Annotated in this window: 14 protein-coding genes; 5 read left to right on the top strand and 9 right to left on the bottom strand. The window is 44.2% G+C overall.

From position 1 onward, the window contains the following. Positions 1-74: 74 nt before the first annotated feature. The 4 genes from galT to QUB37_RS21560 form a co-directional block, all read right to left on the bottom strand. On the bottom strand, positions 75-1,160 hold the full coding sequence (gene galT, locus QUB37_RS21575; protein ID WP_333165916.1) for a galactose-1-phosphate uridylyltransferase: 1,086 nt from the start codon (positions 1,158-1,160) through the stop codon (positions 75-77). Between the two features lie 224 nt (positions 1,161-1,384). Beyond that, a complete protein-coding gene (locus QUB37_RS21570; RefSeq protein WP_333165913.1) occupies positions 1,385-3,064 on the bottom strand; it encodes an AarF/ABC1/UbiB kinase family protein in 1,680 nt (559 codons plus the stop codon). A 441-nt stretch (positions 3,065-3,505) separates the two neighbouring features. Further along, positions 3,506-5,731 carry an ATP-binding protein gene (locus QUB37_RS21565; protein WP_333165910.1) on the bottom strand — a complete coding sequence of 742 codons (2,226 nt, stop codon included), beginning with the start codon at positions 5,729-5,731 and terminating at the stop codon, positions 3,506-3,508. A gap of 533 nt (positions 5,732-6,264) precedes the next feature. Next, positions 6,265-7,140, bottom strand: coding sequence for a hypothetical protein (locus tag QUB37_RS21560; RefSeq protein ID WP_333165906.1), 876 nt, complete (start codon positions 7,138-7,140; stop codon positions 6,265-6,267). 178 nt (positions 7,141-7,318) lie between these two features. Here QUB37_RS21560 and QUB37_RS21555 point away from each other — a divergent pair, with 178 nt between their 5' ends. Next, positions 7,319-7,867, top strand: coding sequence for a LeuD/DmdB family oxidoreductase small subunit (locus QUB37_RS21555; protein WP_333042404.1), 549 nt, complete (start codon positions 7,319-7,321; stop codon positions 7,865-7,867). A gap of 100 nt (positions 7,868-7,967) precedes the next feature. On the opposite strand, the gene QUB37_RS21550 is transcribed toward QUB37_RS21555, so the two are convergent. Then, complete coding sequence (locus tag QUB37_RS21550) at positions 7,968-8,390, bottom strand: NUDIX hydrolase (RefSeq protein ID WP_333165904.1); 423 nt, start codon at positions 8,388-8,390, stop codon at positions 7,968-7,970. Positions 8,391-8,543: 153 nt separating this feature from the next. Next, a complete protein-coding gene (locus QUB37_RS21545; RefSeq protein WP_333165902.1) occupies positions 8,544-8,975 on the bottom strand; it encodes a DNA-binding protein in 432 nt (143 codons plus the stop codon). A gap of 144 nt (positions 8,976-9,119) precedes the next feature. Here QUB37_RS21545 and folD point away from each other — a divergent pair, with 144 nt between their 5' ends. From folD to QUB37_RS21525, 4 genes are all read left to right on the top strand, one after another. Next, on the top strand, positions 9,120-9,998 hold the full coding sequence (gene folD, locus QUB37_RS21540) for a bifunctional methylenetetrahydrofolate dehydrogenase/methenyltetrahydrofolate cyclohydrolase FolD (RefSeq protein WP_333165899.1): 879 nt from the start codon (positions 9,120-9,122) through the stop codon (positions 9,996-9,998). After that, positions 9,979-10,836 carry a calcium-binding protein gene (locus QUB37_RS21535; RefSeq protein WP_333165896.1) on the top strand — a complete coding sequence of 286 codons (858 nt, stop codon included), beginning with the start codon at positions 9,979-9,981 and terminating at the stop codon, positions 10,834-10,836. The genes folD and QUB37_RS21535 overlap by 20 nt, the downstream gene beginning before the upstream one ends. 327 nt (positions 10,837-11,163) lie before the next feature. Beyond that, positions 11,164-11,304 carry a hypothetical protein gene (locus QUB37_RS21530; protein ID WP_333165894.1) on the top strand — a complete coding sequence of 47 codons (141 nt, stop codon included), beginning with the start codon at positions 11,164-11,166 and terminating at the stop codon, positions 11,302-11,304. 73 nt (positions 11,305-11,377) lie between these two features. After that, the gene (locus QUB37_RS21525; RefSeq protein WP_333165891.1) at positions 11,378-12,166 is read left to right on the top strand and encodes a calcium-binding protein; all 789 of its coding nucleotides are present in this window, start codon (positions 11,378-11,380) and stop codon (positions 12,164-12,166) included. Positions 12,167-12,620: 454 nt separating this feature from the next. On the opposite strand, the gene QUB37_RS21520 is transcribed toward QUB37_RS21525, so the two are convergent. The 3 genes from QUB37_RS21520 to QUB37_RS21510 all read right to left on the bottom strand — a co-directional run. Next, entirely contained in the window at positions 12,621-12,881 is a 261-nt protein-coding gene (locus QUB37_RS21520; RefSeq protein ID WP_333165889.1) for a DUF4926 domain-containing protein, read from the bottom strand. A gap of 260 nt (positions 12,882-13,141) precedes the next feature. Beyond that, positions 13,142-14,605, bottom strand: coding sequence for a class I SAM-dependent methyltransferase (locus tag QUB37_RS21515; protein ID WP_333165887.1), 1,464 nt, complete (start codon positions 14,603-14,605; stop codon positions 13,142-13,144). 23 nt (positions 14,606-14,628) lie between these two features. After that, positions 14,629-15,294 (bottom strand): hypothetical protein (locus tag QUB37_RS21510; protein ID WP_333165885.1); only part of this gene is annotated, 666 nt, incomplete at its 5' end.

The following is a 15,294-nucleotide window of genomic DNA, read 5'->3' as shown; positions in this document are numbered from 1 at the left end:
TGGAAGAAAATCACTGATTTTAGTTAAAATTTCCCAAGTCTAAAATCTAAAATCTAAAATCTAAAATCTAAAATCTAAAATAGATTGACGGATACGGCTTGCAATTCTTTAGCTTTTTCTTCGGGTAAAGCGTCGTTGGCAAACATTCCGGCGGCGAGTTCGGTTCCTGCGAGGTATTTTAATCGATCGCTCGATCGATAGGGCGGATAAAATTGGGCGTGCAAATGCGCTTCTGGATGGGGTTTCCCGTCTGTGGGCCCTTGAAACCAAGCCATCAAATAAGGGAACGGGCGATGCCACAAACCGTCGTATTTGAGGGTGACTGTTTTTAAGGCCTTAGCGAGCGATTGTCGCTGTTTTTCCGTCAAATCGATAAATGTAGCAGCGGGGGCGATCGGGGCAATCCACACTTCGTAAGGGTAGCGGGCACAAGCGGGGACAAAAGCGATCGCCTCTTCGTCTAAATAAATAATTCGCTGTTTGTCGGCAATCTCTTTTTGAATCAAATCTTGCAGCAAACCGCTACTGTTTTTTTGATAGTAAACTGACTGAGTTTCTAACATCCGCGCTGGCACCGGTGGCACGAACGGATAAGCGTAAATTTGACCGTGGGGATGGTGCAAAGTTACTCCGACTTCGACGCCGCGATTTTCAAAGGGCAAGACGTATTGAATTTCGGGATTGCTGCCAATAACTGAAGTGCGATCGGCCCATACTTCTAACAGCAATTCCAAGTGAGATAACTCCAAAGATCCCAAGGAAGCCAGCGGATCTTGAGTGAAAACAACGACTTCGCAAATGCCCTTTGCGGGCAAAGTTTCTACAATAGTTGCAGGTGCGTTTTTTGCTTGCAAAGTCATCGAGGGAAAGCGGTTGTCAAACACTGCTACATCGTACTCTCCCGGCGGCAATTCTGTAGGAAACTTAGGGTTAATTGTAGCTGCCAGGGGGTTGTATTCCGGCGGCGGCATGAAAGTTCTTCCCTGACGGTGGCTGGCGTATGCTACCCATTCCCCCCGCAAAGGATGCCAGCGAAAGTGCGGGTTTGCCTGTACGGGTTCATTGCTGGGACTTACGGCCACGATACCTTCTGGGATTGGGTAGCGACTGTACAGTGTGAGTGGGCGGCCGTCTGGTTTTAGCAATGTTTGGGCGTACATTTTTTGTAGGGGCGGGCGATCGCGTTTAATATATGTTAGGAGTATAACTTCGTGCTTTGAAAGTCCGCCCCTACCTAAAGTCGCAAATTATGTTAACAAGTTTAGTTTGCAGTACCAACCTCAGCCGATCGTCTGCTATTGTAGAACGGGCCCCAGAGCTCGGCTCTGGATTCAATTTAAATGCGTAGCAGCTTACGATCGCAATTCTCAATTACCCAGTATATTTATCGATCGACCATTCGATCGAGCTTTTCCTTAACCAACAAGTCTAACAACGAGCGCAACACAAACAAGCCACCGAATCCCGAAACCGCAAAAGCTGCGATCGCCCCCGTTTGATATCCGCCCACTAGCAGCACTGCACCCGACAAAAACACAAAACCAGTCAAACAAGCGAAAATTAGAGTTTTCAGGGCTAAATTAATGCGTTTCAAGGCTCTTTCGCTCTCTAGATTTCGCACTCTAATTTGCAGTTCGCCCTCTTCAATTCGCTGCTCCAAACGCTTGAGATAAACTTGCGATTTGCTCGGCTGCCGTAACTTATATGTAATAAAACTTCGCGCTTGCCTTGCCAATTCTCCGATCGCATTTCCCCGCCCCTTGCTCACCGCAATACTCTTGACAAAAGGCTGAGCGGATGCTAGGAAATTGTAGTTAGGGTCGAGAGTTCTAGCAATGCCGTCGAGAGTCGTGACTGACTTGACAATAAACATCATTTCTGCAGGCAAGCGAAACGGTTGCTGCTCGAACATGATGTAAAGTTCGTTCTTAATTTCATTAAAAGCTTGAAAGTCGATCGGCTTATCAATAAACTTATCCAACAGAAAAGCAATCAGCCTGCGTACCGGCATCATATCCGGCATCGGCTCAACTAAGCCGATCGAAATTAAAGTATTGAGTACCTCGTCAGTATCCTTTCTCATCACAGCAAAAAAAGTCTTGACCATTTGGTCTTTAGCCAGAGACTTTATCTCAGCCATCATCCCAAAATCGTAAAAAATCAAGCTACCATCTTCTGTCACCGCCAAATTTCCCGGATGCGGGTCAGCTTGAAAAAAACCGTCTATTAACAACTGCTTCAAGTAACAGCAAATTCCGAGTTGATTGAGCTTCACAATATCGACTCCAATCGCCTCTAAACTAATTCGGTCGTCCACCTTAATGCCTGGTGCGTATTCTAGAGTAAGCACTTTTTTAGTAGTGTATTGCCAGTAGACTTTCGGGACAATAACTTGAGGATATTCTCGAAAATTATGGCTAAAGCGATCGGAATTTTTACCTTCTTGCACGTAGTCAATTTCTTGATATAAAATCTTAAAAAACTCGTGATAAATAGATGCTAGGTCATATTTGCGCGTCCCAGGCAAATAGCGATCGCAAAAACGCATCACTTGGCGCACCGCCTTCACATCCAAATCAAATAAACTTTCCAAACCCGGACGCTGCACCTTCACAATCACATCTTCCCCGGTGTGCAGCCTCGCTTTGTGCACCTGTCCCAGACTCGCAGCAGCAATGGGCGACGGGTCAAAATCGCGGTACAAAGCATAAATATCCTTGCCTAACTCTGATTCTACAAGAGCGATCGCCTCTTCGGAACTAAACTGAGGAACCCGATCCTGCAACTGTTCGAGTTCCTTCACATACTCAAGCGGCAGCAAATCCGCCCGAGTCGAGAGAGACTGCCCGATTTTAATAAAAGTCGGGCCTAAATTCAGCAAAGTATTGACCAACCAGTGAGCGCGAATTCTTCTAGTTTGAGGCGAATTATTTTGCAGCAGTGCATCCCACCACAAAAAAAACATAAACTTTCCCGCCGCTGCAAAAATGTCTATTTGCCGTGCCAGTGGCGAATATTTAGAACGTTGCCAACGCAGGGTTTTAGGTGCAGCTTTTGTGAGCATAATATTGGCGATCAAATTCCATGCACCGTGACAATTTTTAGGGACAATCCAGGACGCAGAAACCCGTTTGTACGAAAAGACGGGTGGCAGGCCTTTGAAGCAGTTAAAAACTCAGTTTATTTGGTCTATACTGCGTAATATCATCTCCGACTATACAATTATAATTAAGTTCCTAGTAAGTAATGAAAGTCCTGATTAATTCATAAATAGAGGACAGTCGCACTCACTAAAAACACGCGCTAATTACGGGACAATAACCAGACATAATATAAGTTCTGGGAAAAATCAGCAATCGAGAACCGGCAATTTAGACGGCAACCAGATCAAAAATTCAAAACTGAGGACTTTGGTAGTGTTTACGACATTTCCCAATCTCCCTCTTCTGGCAAGTCTTCTAGTTTCGCCTGTTCGCTGCCAATTCCCAGCAGCTTCTCAACCGAACTATTCTTCTACATTACAGAGTTCCGCTGCAAATTGCGGCAGAGTCAGAGTAAAAGATGTGCGCCACAAATTGTCAGATTCTGAACTTTCTGCCGGACAGCTAGATACATCAATAGTACCATTCAAGTGCTGCACTAAACACTTTACCAGAGCCAGACCCAAACCCGTACCGGCGATAGCTTGGTCAGTAATGCCAGTGCCACGGCGGAACTTGTCAAAGATGTGGGGCAAATCAGCCGCAGAAATGCCGCGCCCGAAATTAGAAATGCTCAGGACAATATAGCCGGCTGCCTCAGACGCCTCCAAAACTACCGTCGTTCCAGAAGCAGAGTATTTTCCAGCATTCGTCAGCAGTTCCAGCAGTATCCGATTGAGAATGTCGGGGTCAGTTTCCCAGCAAGGGGTTAACTTGGGCAAATCCACCTTCAGAGTTAATTGCTTATCCGCCCACTGTTTTTCAAAATCCCCAGCTAAATCTTGAAATAAACGGTTGAGATCGATTTTGCTTAGAGAAATCGGGACTTGCTGAGGCTCAAACTGCTTGAGGGCCAGCAAATCATTAACCAGAGCAGTTTCCTTAGAACACTGCTGTTCTAGAATGTCGAGATACTTAGTCCGATTCGCTGACGGCAGTTCAGCTTGTTTGAGCATCAGAATCGCCAGCTTCATGATTGTTAAGGGGGTACGCAACTCGTGACTCAGAGTGCTGAGAAACTCCTCTTTAATCAGCTTCAATTTCCGCATTTGTTCTAGCTGATTGGCAGATTGTTCGTACAGTTTCTCCTGCAGGTCTAGACTTTGCTGCAACTGAGAGGTTCTGTCGAAGACTACGGTTTGCAATTCCTTAACCGTTTGAGTTTGGATAATCATCTTGCTCGCTTGAGCGCTGACTGATTCGAGAACTTCTAATTCTTCCGGGATCCAAGTGCGCGGATCGGAGTGCTGCAAAACCAAGAAACCCAAAACTGTTTCCTGGCAGCTACCGCCCGTGAGGGGAACCAGCAGCAAGTCGCGAATGCCTTGGAGTTTCAAAATTTCTGTGGCTGCTTCTTGTTCTTTGCCGATTAATGCGCCTGCGTCTGCGAGGGCGAGGGGTTTTGGTGCGCTGTGGAATGCTTGGTGGCACAAATTAGATTCTGACAGCCAAAAAGCGGGATAGTTATTTGGTTTTGAGTTGGGGATTTTGGATTGGGAATTAGCAGTTTTATCTTGGTTTTTTGTTTTGGATGTTGAGCTTTTTTTTCCGGTAGCGCTTTGTGCTATTGCCTGTTTCTTTGGAGTTTTTTTTACAACGGATTCGCAAACTAATTCGACTTTCGCTTTGGGAGTTTGATTGGGGGAGCGAGTTGTAAATAGAGGATCTGTATATTTCAATAGCAGGATTTGGCCTCTATCTATTTCCAGGGTATCGACGGTATTTTCAATAACTTGCTGCAATATTCGATCGACTTCTGAATTGGTGTCGATCAAGGCAGCAACTGACCTGAGTAGATTTTTGTATTTAGCTTGTCGCTGTAACTGTTCGTTTAAGCTGGCAATTTCTTGAGTTTTTTGAATGTGAGAAATCGCGCTGCCGATCGCGTCTGATGCTGTTTCAAGGTGCTGCCGATCGGCTACCGACCACTCGTGAGGTTGCGACTTACCAACAATGATCATGCCATTTACAGCCCCTCCAAATCGCGCAGGCCCTGCCAAAATTGCCCGAAAAGGCAGCGCATTCACAGGGGAATTGGGCGATGAAGCAGCAGGAATATCCAGATAGTCGGATATCGCCACTATCTCGCCGTTTGCTAGCACGTCTGCCCAAACGGGATGTTCGAGTGATATGCTAGGCGGTTTTAATCTTGTGGTTTGGGGGTATTCCGGTGTTTCGGTGGAATCGGCAACACCGGCAACATAGGCGAAATCGCTGCTATTTTGCCAGCAAGCATTCGGATTTACTGCTTTGTGGTCAACCACAGCAGCAACAAAACAGAAATCTGCCCCCCATGCAACCCCCAAAGTATTGGCTATTTGCTGCAGCAGGAGTTCTTGATCAAAGCTGGTGGCGAGAATTTGGCAAATTTGTCGCCCAAGGAGGGCAGGATCGACCTGGTACTGCATAAGACGATCCAGAAATTTTTGGACTGATACTGGTTCTGCGATTTGCGGTAAATGCAAAGTGCAAGACTCTGAGGGCGATCGGTCGATCGAAGTAAACTCTTGATTTCCCTGGCGATCGATCATGGCAACCAAGCCTTTATTCTAAGATGTTTGAGCCGGCTCCCGCTGCAACAACAAATATAGAACCTCTCAATAACTGTCGGCTTGACCGTTATGAGCCTGCTTTCTGTGTTTGTGCAGCCGGTCGGCGGGTCGCTCGTTATGTAAAAATATACCCAGATCAGACCGAGTTCTATTTTCCTGTTTTTTACCCTTGGATCTGTACGGAGTGAACTTTACCATCCTTTACCGGATGATAATCAATCCCATTCCCGCTAATTTTGACGGTTATTTAGTATAAAGCTTTTCTAGAGACCGCTTAGTGACACCCCTCTTCTTAGTGTGTGATATTTCCTATTTAAGTTTGTGATCCTAACAAATTTTTATTTTGATACAAATCCGCCGATCGAGTGACGCAGATCGCAAAAATTCAAAATCCCAAAATTATCACTCATAACATAGCTGAGAGTTTCCGAGTTTTGACTCAAAAACTCATTTTTCACAATACCTAGAGCAGCATGGTGGACTCTAAGGTTAAATTTATCCGACTTACCTGCTTACTTATTTTGTGCTTCCTGTTGGGCTTTATCGCTATTTTGGCGATAAAGTGCCGTCCGGTTCTGAGCCGTTGTGTAGCGGGGATGTTTGGAAGGCACGGCCGCCATCAAATCGGAAGCTTGCTGCCACTTAGCAGCTACGACTAACCAATCCTGGCGAGATTGAGCGGTTTTGCCCTGGGTGGCTGCTTGTTCGGCTACTCGCACTGCTTGGGCAAAAGAGTCAACAGCAGAATTAACAGTCTCCTTAGAAATTTTCAAAGCAGATTTTGCCTCAGAGGAAGCGGCAGTGGCAACTGCTTGGGTGCTTGCTTGTGTGCTGTTTGGCACTTGGGAATTAAGTCCTTTGTGGATGGCGGCCGCTGCTGCAAGCAACAGCACAGTCAAACTGATGCCGCCGACGATACCGCGCTGAAATTGCCGCGGTTGCTGCATCGATCGAGGTATAGCGATTCTCGGCAAAGCCCGCTTGCCTGCTTGAGCGTGGCGTTCGTGATAGGCGGTGGCTAAACGCTTGAACAAATTGGGCTTTCTGAGTTTAATTTCTTGAGACCACAACAGTTGATTATCGGGATCGCGGCTAATTTCTTCGAGCCACAGCAGTTGGTGTTCTCGCACAAGCCGGCTGTTGATGTTCACTCGGCGAATATTGCGGGGGGAAATGCGTTCCAAAATTTCTCGGACTCGATCGACCAAACTCGACTGTTCGAGCAGTTGGGGCGTTGCAGCTTCGCACAGCAGTTGCAGCACCCCGTCCGCAAACACAGCTCGGGCCCTGACCCCTATCAGTGCCAGTTCGTCATTAAGGATTTGAATAATCGATGCAACCGAGCCCTCGCGAGCTTGTCGAGCAATGTCATCTATTGGATTTGCCATAAAACTATCTTGACGCTTAGCAATCTGTTAATTGTTAACCCAAAGTCTCGGATCTAATTTTTACTCATACAGGTTATCACTGACACTGCCAGGTTAAAATGAACAGATGCAAATCTTGCATACCGATCCACTTAAAATTATCACCACAGCATCGAGCGAGGCTAACAGGAAATAAACTATGGGTAAAGTAATTAGCGGTCAAATTTTTGTTGTAGACGACAACATCGATACAGATCAAATTATCCCGGCCGAATACCTGACCCTGGTTCCCTCGAAGCCGGATGAGTACGAGAAACTAGGCAGTTATGCGATGATTGGGTTGCCCGATCGCTACGGTAAGTTTATCGAATCCGGTGAACAGAAAACCCGGTATCCGATTATAATAGCGGGCGAAAATTTTGGCTGCGGTTCTTCGCGGGAACACGCTCCCATCGCTCTGGGGGCCGCAGGCGTCACAGCAGTGGTGGCTTTGTCTTACGCACGCATTTTCTTTCGCAATTGCTCGGCTACTGGCGAATTGTACCCGATCGAATCAGTCGAGCGGCTCTGCGACTTGTTTGTAACCGGCCAAGAAGTGACGATCGACTTTACAGCAGAGGTAATTGTCAACCACACTCTTGATCGAACTTTCTCGCTCAAACCTTTAGGAGAAGTAGGCCCCGTAATTGATGCCGGAGGATTGTTTGACTACGCGCGCCAGACGGGAATGATTGCGGCTCGCTCTTAACTGTTAAACCCCCTGCAATGTAGGGTGCGCGGCTCTGCCGTCCACCTTACGAATATCTCTTTGCTCAAACCGCTCCCATCTAGGGTGCGTGGAAATTTTCTCAAATCGAGTCAATAAAATTCAATAAAATACGCTGGTGAGCAATGCCAAAAGGTCGCACATCTCCTGACTGCTCAGAATAGCATTTGCCGGCCCGAATCTGCTCCGGGGTCAACAACTTCATATCCCAACCCTCCAGCAAAACTAAATCCTTGACATCCGCACTAAGTTGTCCGTGAAAAACGTGGCGAACCACATCTTTTTCGACATCGCAACAGAAAAAAGAAACACTTGCAGGAGCATAGCAAATTTCCTCTGATAATTCCCGTAATACAGCCACTTCCGCAGTTTCTCCCGGTTCCAAGTGTCCACCAAACAAAGCCCAATGTCCGGGATACCTGATATGAGGAATATCGTCTCGCAACTGACAGAGAAACTTGCCGTCTTGGTACAAAATCGCGATCGCAACGTGAATTTTAGTCATGTGTTATTAGTCAGTAGTCAGTAGTCAGTAGTCATTAGTCATTAGTTATTTAACACGAATACACGGATGAATTATGGAGTATTCCTCAGATATTAAATAAGGAAGAGGGAACAAAGAGCAATTATCAAATAACAAACAACAAATAACTAATGCCTATTTCCCCTTGTCTGAACTGGGAGTGCGCTTTAACTGTTCCATTTCCTCAACATAAATTTCACCTAAATCCTTTCCCGCCAATTCCTTCAGAGTAATACTTTTGTAGCGGACTTCTCCCTTCAGCAACACTTCATCCCCAAGCTGGGGCAAATCTTGCTTGGTTAAAATCCAAATACTGCCAGTACCATCCTCAAGTTGATAAGCCGCATTCCCTACAAACGGAGCGCGATTTTCTACCTTTCCCCGAAGATAAACTTCAGCATCCACTTGCCGCTTTTGTTGAACGTCGCCAATGCTAGCCACATTAAAGCCAAGATTAAGTTGAGACAGAGGTAAATTGCCACAACTGAAAAAACCGCTGGCGAGGATTAGCGATAAAGAGCCGGTGCAGAATCTTTGAACCCAAACTTGCTTAATTGCAGTAGTCATTGGTCAACTGAGTTGAGATTTGAGATACGACTTACTTTAACAGAATCCCCAGAATCGATCGCAAGTAAGAAATTTCTCTAGTGTAGTCCTTGACGGGGATTAAGCTAAAATCTAAAATCGTCCGCCCCTAACCCAGAGTCTACAATGGATGCCAAAACTGCTCAAATACTAGATGGCAAAGCTTTAGCGACAAAGATTCAAACCGAGCTGAGCGATCGAGTCCGTGCTCTACAACCCCAAAAGGGGCGTCCTCCCGGACTTGCGGTGCTGATGGTGGGCGACAACCCAGCCAGCGCAGCCTATGTTCGCAATAAAGAGCGAGCCTGCGCTAAAGTTGGCATAGCTTCCTTCGGCCAGCATTACCCCGCAAACGCTACTCAAGCCGAACTAGAACTTGCAATTCGTGCGCTCAACGAGGACGATCGAGTAGATGGCATTTTAGTTCAATTACCGCTGCCAGAACACTTAGATGCAATTTCGCTGCTGTACCAAATTGCCCCCGACAAAGATGCTGACGGACTTCACCCTGTAAATTTAGGCCGTCTCGTGCGCGGGGAGGAAGGTTTGCGGAGTTGTACTCCCGCCGGAGTGATGCGGTTATTGCAGGAATACCAGATTGATTTGAAAGGAAAAAATGCCGTTGTTTTGGGACGGAGTATTTTGGTGGGTAAACCGATGGCACTGATGCTATTAGAAGCCGACTGCACTGTTACTGTAGCTCATTCGCGATCGCAAAACCTAGAATCGATTACCAATCAAGCCGATATTTTAATAGCCGCCGTCGGCCGCACAGAAATGATTACAGCTAATATGGTCAAACCTGGATCAGTAGTAATTGATGTCGGTATTAACCGCGTCGTCAATCCAGACGGTACGAGTCGTTTGGCCGGAGATGCTGATTTTAATGCTGTTAAAACAGTAGCCGGATTTATCACGCCGGTGCCGGGAGGAATCGGGCCGATGACTGTTGCTATGCTTTTGGAAAATACCGTTTCGAGTTATATTGAATACGGTTCTCATTGAATTGGGGCAAACTTGTGAGCCAGTATTGGCTCAATTAGTAGGGTTAGTAATCTACCAACACACAGAGATTTTAGCTATGGCTTTAAAACCGGATGCGTCAGGGATAGTGCGCTTAATTGGCGACAACAGCTCGGAAGGAATTCAACTTACTCCTGGAGATCTAACAAACTTCCCTTTAGGAGCTTGGGCGCTCGATGGCAACGATACAGTAAATGGCTCAGGGGCTAGCGAGTTAATCCTGGGAAATGAAGGGGAAGATTTTCTCACAGGTTTTGCAGGCAACGATTCTGTATTTGGGGGAAAAGGAAGAGATTTCCTGGATGGATCTGATGGAAATGACTGCCTCAGTGGTGGTCTAGAGGCTGATTTTATGTTTGGACAGGCAGGCGATGATATTTTATTTGGGGGTAGAGGCAATGATTTTTTAGACGGCGCAGAGGGGAATAACACTCTAGTTGGCGGCTTGGGCAGAGACTTCTTAAATTGTGAGTCTGGCATTAATTTATGCGTTCTGGGAATAGATTCTGCCACTACAGATATCAATTCTAGTGATGGGATCGCAGGTTTTGTTCCTGGTTTTGATAGCATTGGATTAGCGAGTGGGTTAACGGTCAATGATATAGTGTTGGAGCCGATAGAGAATGTGACATTAACATTTAGGTTCGATGTGTCGCAAGCTTTACAACCATTAATTCCTCCAGCTTTAGTCAGCGGAATTAGCGGACTTTCTTCAGGAACTCTAATCAGAGTCAGAAATTCTAACGCGATTTTAGGTTTTGTAGAGGATGTAACCCCTAATGAACTACAAAGCAGCATTGTTTCCGTTCAGGGTTTCTAAGTTCAGTAAAATCAGTTGTAAGCTGAAAAACTTATCATTTTGTTAGGCACAAATTAACTCCTGATATTTACAGGAGTTACGGAGAAACGCTAGTAGTTGGGTGCGAAATACGCACCCAACTACTACCAATCGCGTAAAAATTGACTATGCAGCGTAAGTCTTGTAAGTAAAATTATTTACTCTTTGAGTCCGCATCGACAGAAGAAAGTTGGTTTAGTAACGATTTCAAGCTCCGATCGACATCACGAATCACTAAGATTTACCGTGAGGAATTCAAGATAGCAACAACGCGAATTCGGCGTTGTCAATCCAGACGGTACGAGCCGTTTGGATCCAGATGTCGAGTTTGATGCTGTTAAAAAAGTAGCCGAATTTATCACGTTGGTGCCGGGAGTAATCGGGCCAGTGACTGTTGCTAGGCTTTTGGAAAATACCGTTTTGAGTTATATTGAATATGGTTTTAATTGAATTATGACCCACTTGTGAGCCAGTATGGGTTCAAGTAGGGTTAGTAATCTACCAACACACAAAGATTTTAGCTATGGCTTTAAAACCCGATCCATCAGGGATAGTGCGCTTAATTGGCGACAACACCTCAGAATTGATTCAACTTTCTTTTGGAGAGCTAACAAACTTCCCTTTAGGAGCTTGGGCGCTCGATGGCGATGATACAGTAAATGGCTCAGGAGCTAGCGAGTTAATCCTGGGAAATGAAGGGGAAGATATTCTCATAGGTTTTGCAGGCAACGATTCTTTATTTGGGGGAAAAGGAAAAGATGCCTTGTTTGGACAGGAGGGGAATAACTCGCTCAGTGGTGGTCTAGATGCTGATTGGCTTCTTGGAGATGCTGGCGATGATATTTTATTTGGGGGGAGAGGCAATGATTTGCTATCCGGCACAGATGGGAATAACACTCTGGTTGGCGGCTTGGGCAGAGACTTCTTAGAGTGTGGGCTTGGCAATAATTTATGCGTTCTGGAAATAGATTCTGCCACTACAGATATCAATTCTAGCGATATAATCGAAAGTTTTGATCCTGATGTTGATCGCATTGGATTAGCAAGTGACTTAACGGTCAATGATATAGTGTTGGAGCCGATACAGAATGTGGCATTAACATATAGGTTCGATGGGCCACAAGCTATACTACAAGATGTGGCCGACGAATTTAGCGGATCTGCTTCAGGAACTCAACTCAGAGGCGGAATTAACGGAGTTTATTCAGGAACTCTCATCAGAGTCAAGAATTCTAACGGGATTTTAGGTTTTGTAGAGAATGTAACCCCTAATGAACTTCAAAACAGGATTCTTTCCGTTCAGCGTTTCTAAAGTAAGGACAATCACTGGTAAGCTGACCAACTTACAGCGTATTCCAGGTTTATAAAGTACACCCAGAAACCGGGTTTCTTTACAGTTCTCACATCATTACTAATTCTGTTGCTCTAAACCCAGTTTCTCGCGATTTACATCTACATGGAATATGCTGTATCATACAGCATATTTCATGAATATAGGGTATCGGCTCAATAAATAGGGGGAGCAATTATCCTAGTTGCCAAGACAAACCCAAGGGATGAAGAGAAGATTTTTCGCGAATAATAGGGGAGAGAGAGGGAATGATTCCAAGTTGAGAAATTTGTATCCGCTCAATAATTCGGGGCGGACTACCCACTCAGGAACAATTTTGCGTCATTTGATGTGTATTGTTGAGGGATTTACGCCCGGTTATTGAGTGGATATTCACTTATCAACCTGAAATCAAATTTTTTATAACGTCCGCAAGTTATTGGGCTGCGTATGCTGTAACCATTTCGGATTTGCTATCAGGTGATGCTGGCTCAAAGTATAAGACCATTATTTGCTCTGGATGCAGCCCGACAGATTCATAAGTGCGTCCGTTGCGATCGCTAAATTCAACCTCAAACGCTGCACTATCAGCCAACAGTTCAACCACAGTCCCAACTTGTCCACGCCACAGGTTGTATTCAGGAAGGTCAACTGTCAATGCAACGACATCTAGTAATTTAATTGTATTCTTTGCCACTCTTATTAGCTCCACGCACTACAGAGGATAGTAGGTTGTTAATCAGCGCTATCAGAGGGCTTAGCCAGTCTCTAATCTGTAGGGTGCGTCGCTGTAAGATTTTCAATGGAACTTGCAGATTGTAGATGGCGACGCACCTTACCCTATTAGAAACCGAATAAGGAATTTGGAAGGATATCACAATTTTTTACGTATTCTCTCAAAAATAGCAGCCTACATTCTCCCAGAACAAGTCAATATTTAGCTGTATCCATCTGCTTTTATCTGCGTGCATCTGCGGTTAAATATTCCAAATCTGCCAGCAGTGACAGATTCAGACAATTTAAGACACTGGATTTGATCGGACGCTTTTCATCCCAAAATACCATCGATGAATAAAAGTTAATGGCTGGCGATGAATTCAAAAGCTCAAAAGTTTTACGTGCAACTCTCTCGCTGTCAAAGCTGAGAAAGTAAACAGTATCATCAAAAATCGCAGGTTTATTAGCTATTTCACCGATTAACCTAAAATCCAATTTTTTATAAAGCCCGCAAATTGCAATTTTCCAAAATTTGAAGCTATAATCGCCAACCCCAAAAATAGAAAACCGAGGATTGTGCTGATAAATCTTGCTTTTGCGATTGTCTAGATATTGTCCGCGCTCCTCCAGATAGCGCCAGGTTTTAGGAGCTATCTGGCTGATAGGTTCGGTTGACTCGCCAATAAATTTTTGAGTTACTAAAATATAGCGGTTTGTGGCGTTAATGCGATTTTGAGCGACATCCGATCCTTTAAGTAGCGGAAATAGATAAGTTTCCTCAAGCTCGACAGCTTCCCCAAATCCATTGACAAACAAATTATCAATTTTCCGAAACTCCATCACATTCGAGCAGTCATGTTTGACGCCCGATCGCCATTTCGTTCCTGAATTTACAGCATATAAATTACTCAATTTATTGAAAGAGTCTATATCCTTAATCAGGAGATTTTTTTGATATCCGATTCGGTGGCATTCTGAACTGTGTAAACTGCTAAATACATCGCAGAAGTAGTTTTGTGAGCTTGATTCAAACTTGCAGTATAACAAACAGGCATCCACATTTGCACGAAAATACTTTTTAGCATCTATTGTGTAAGTTGCACAGCTAGCGAGATTAAGTTTTTTTGAATGAATGTAACTCAATAACTTTCTGGCAACGGAAGTCTTGCAAAGCATTGCCAGAGTGGCGTCACGATTTTGCAACCATTGTATCGCATGGAGCAGCATCCATTCTGAGATATCGAAGTTACTTTTACCTGTTAGTGCGTCTAAGCCTGTGTGCTTTTGAAAATTACTTTTTTTCGGCAAGTTTTCACTGCCAATAGTTCCTTGTTGTGAGTTTGTTACCCAAGGAAAGTTGCCAAGTACCAGTACCCTATGATTAAATTGGTTGATTAATGATGTCCAGTCAAACTCAAAAAAATCTCCGTGCTTAACCTCACATCTTTCATCCTGTAACAATTCATGCTTAGCCCTTAATTCTATTAAATAACTTTGATGTATTTCAACCCCGATAATATGGCTGGCGGATGGAAACGAATTTGCAGCAGCTTTAATGAAATTACCTATCCCGCAAGTTGGCTCAATGATGACTTTGGGGTTAACATCAAGTTCTATCAATTTCCGACACACCATCTCGGCTAATTCCAGCGGTGTCTGAAAATCCCCATACTCTAGTTTGGTTTTGCTATCGTTGGAACTCATCGGTTAGATTTATAAACTCTTAATTACAACTTACTATTGAAGAAATAACTTAGTTCCGACCACATTTCGCCATTACTCCAAAACAAAAATTTACCGGGATAGCTAAACCTATCAGCTAAACCCACAGCAATATATTCCTTATAAACGGGATGTAATTTATATTCCAAGGATCTAATTTTAGTTACGAGTATCGTATCGATAAAACAAAGTCTACTGATAAGTTCTATGTAAAACTCTTCTGTTTTTCCCCAATCATCTAATTCCTCTATACCTGAAGTTCCTAAAGATGTTTGAACGAAATAAACTAAATTATTATAATATTTTAATAAATTTATTTCATCATGATGACCATCTCGAAGTCTTTTTATTATCTCCTTTAGTTGATCTATTTTTGCAAGCAGCAGATTAATTTCCTCATCCCCATTTTCAATTTCCAAAATCTTAATTTTTTCCTCAAGAAGTGCAACTTTATTTCTCTCGTCCTTAAGCTGTAGCTCTAAACTTATTTTGGCTTTTTCTAGCTCTCTGGCATTCTCTTCTAGTTGCTTAACTTTTGTTTCTAATTGACGTGAATTGGAGTTTAATGAATTTAACTCATAAACCTTTCTTTCTAGCTGTAGCTCTAAACTTATTTTGGCTTTTTCTAGCTCTCTGGCATTCTCTTCTAGTTGCTTAACTTTTGTTTCTAA

It is taken from the genome of Microcoleus sp. AT3-A2 (genome assembly GCF_036705685.1).
GTDB lineage: Bacteria > Cyanobacteriota > Cyanobacteriia > Cyanobacteriales > Microcoleaceae > Microcoleus.
The sequence above is the reverse complement of the archived record's forward strand: the minus strand, read 5'-3'. Positions and strand labels throughout refer to the sequence as shown.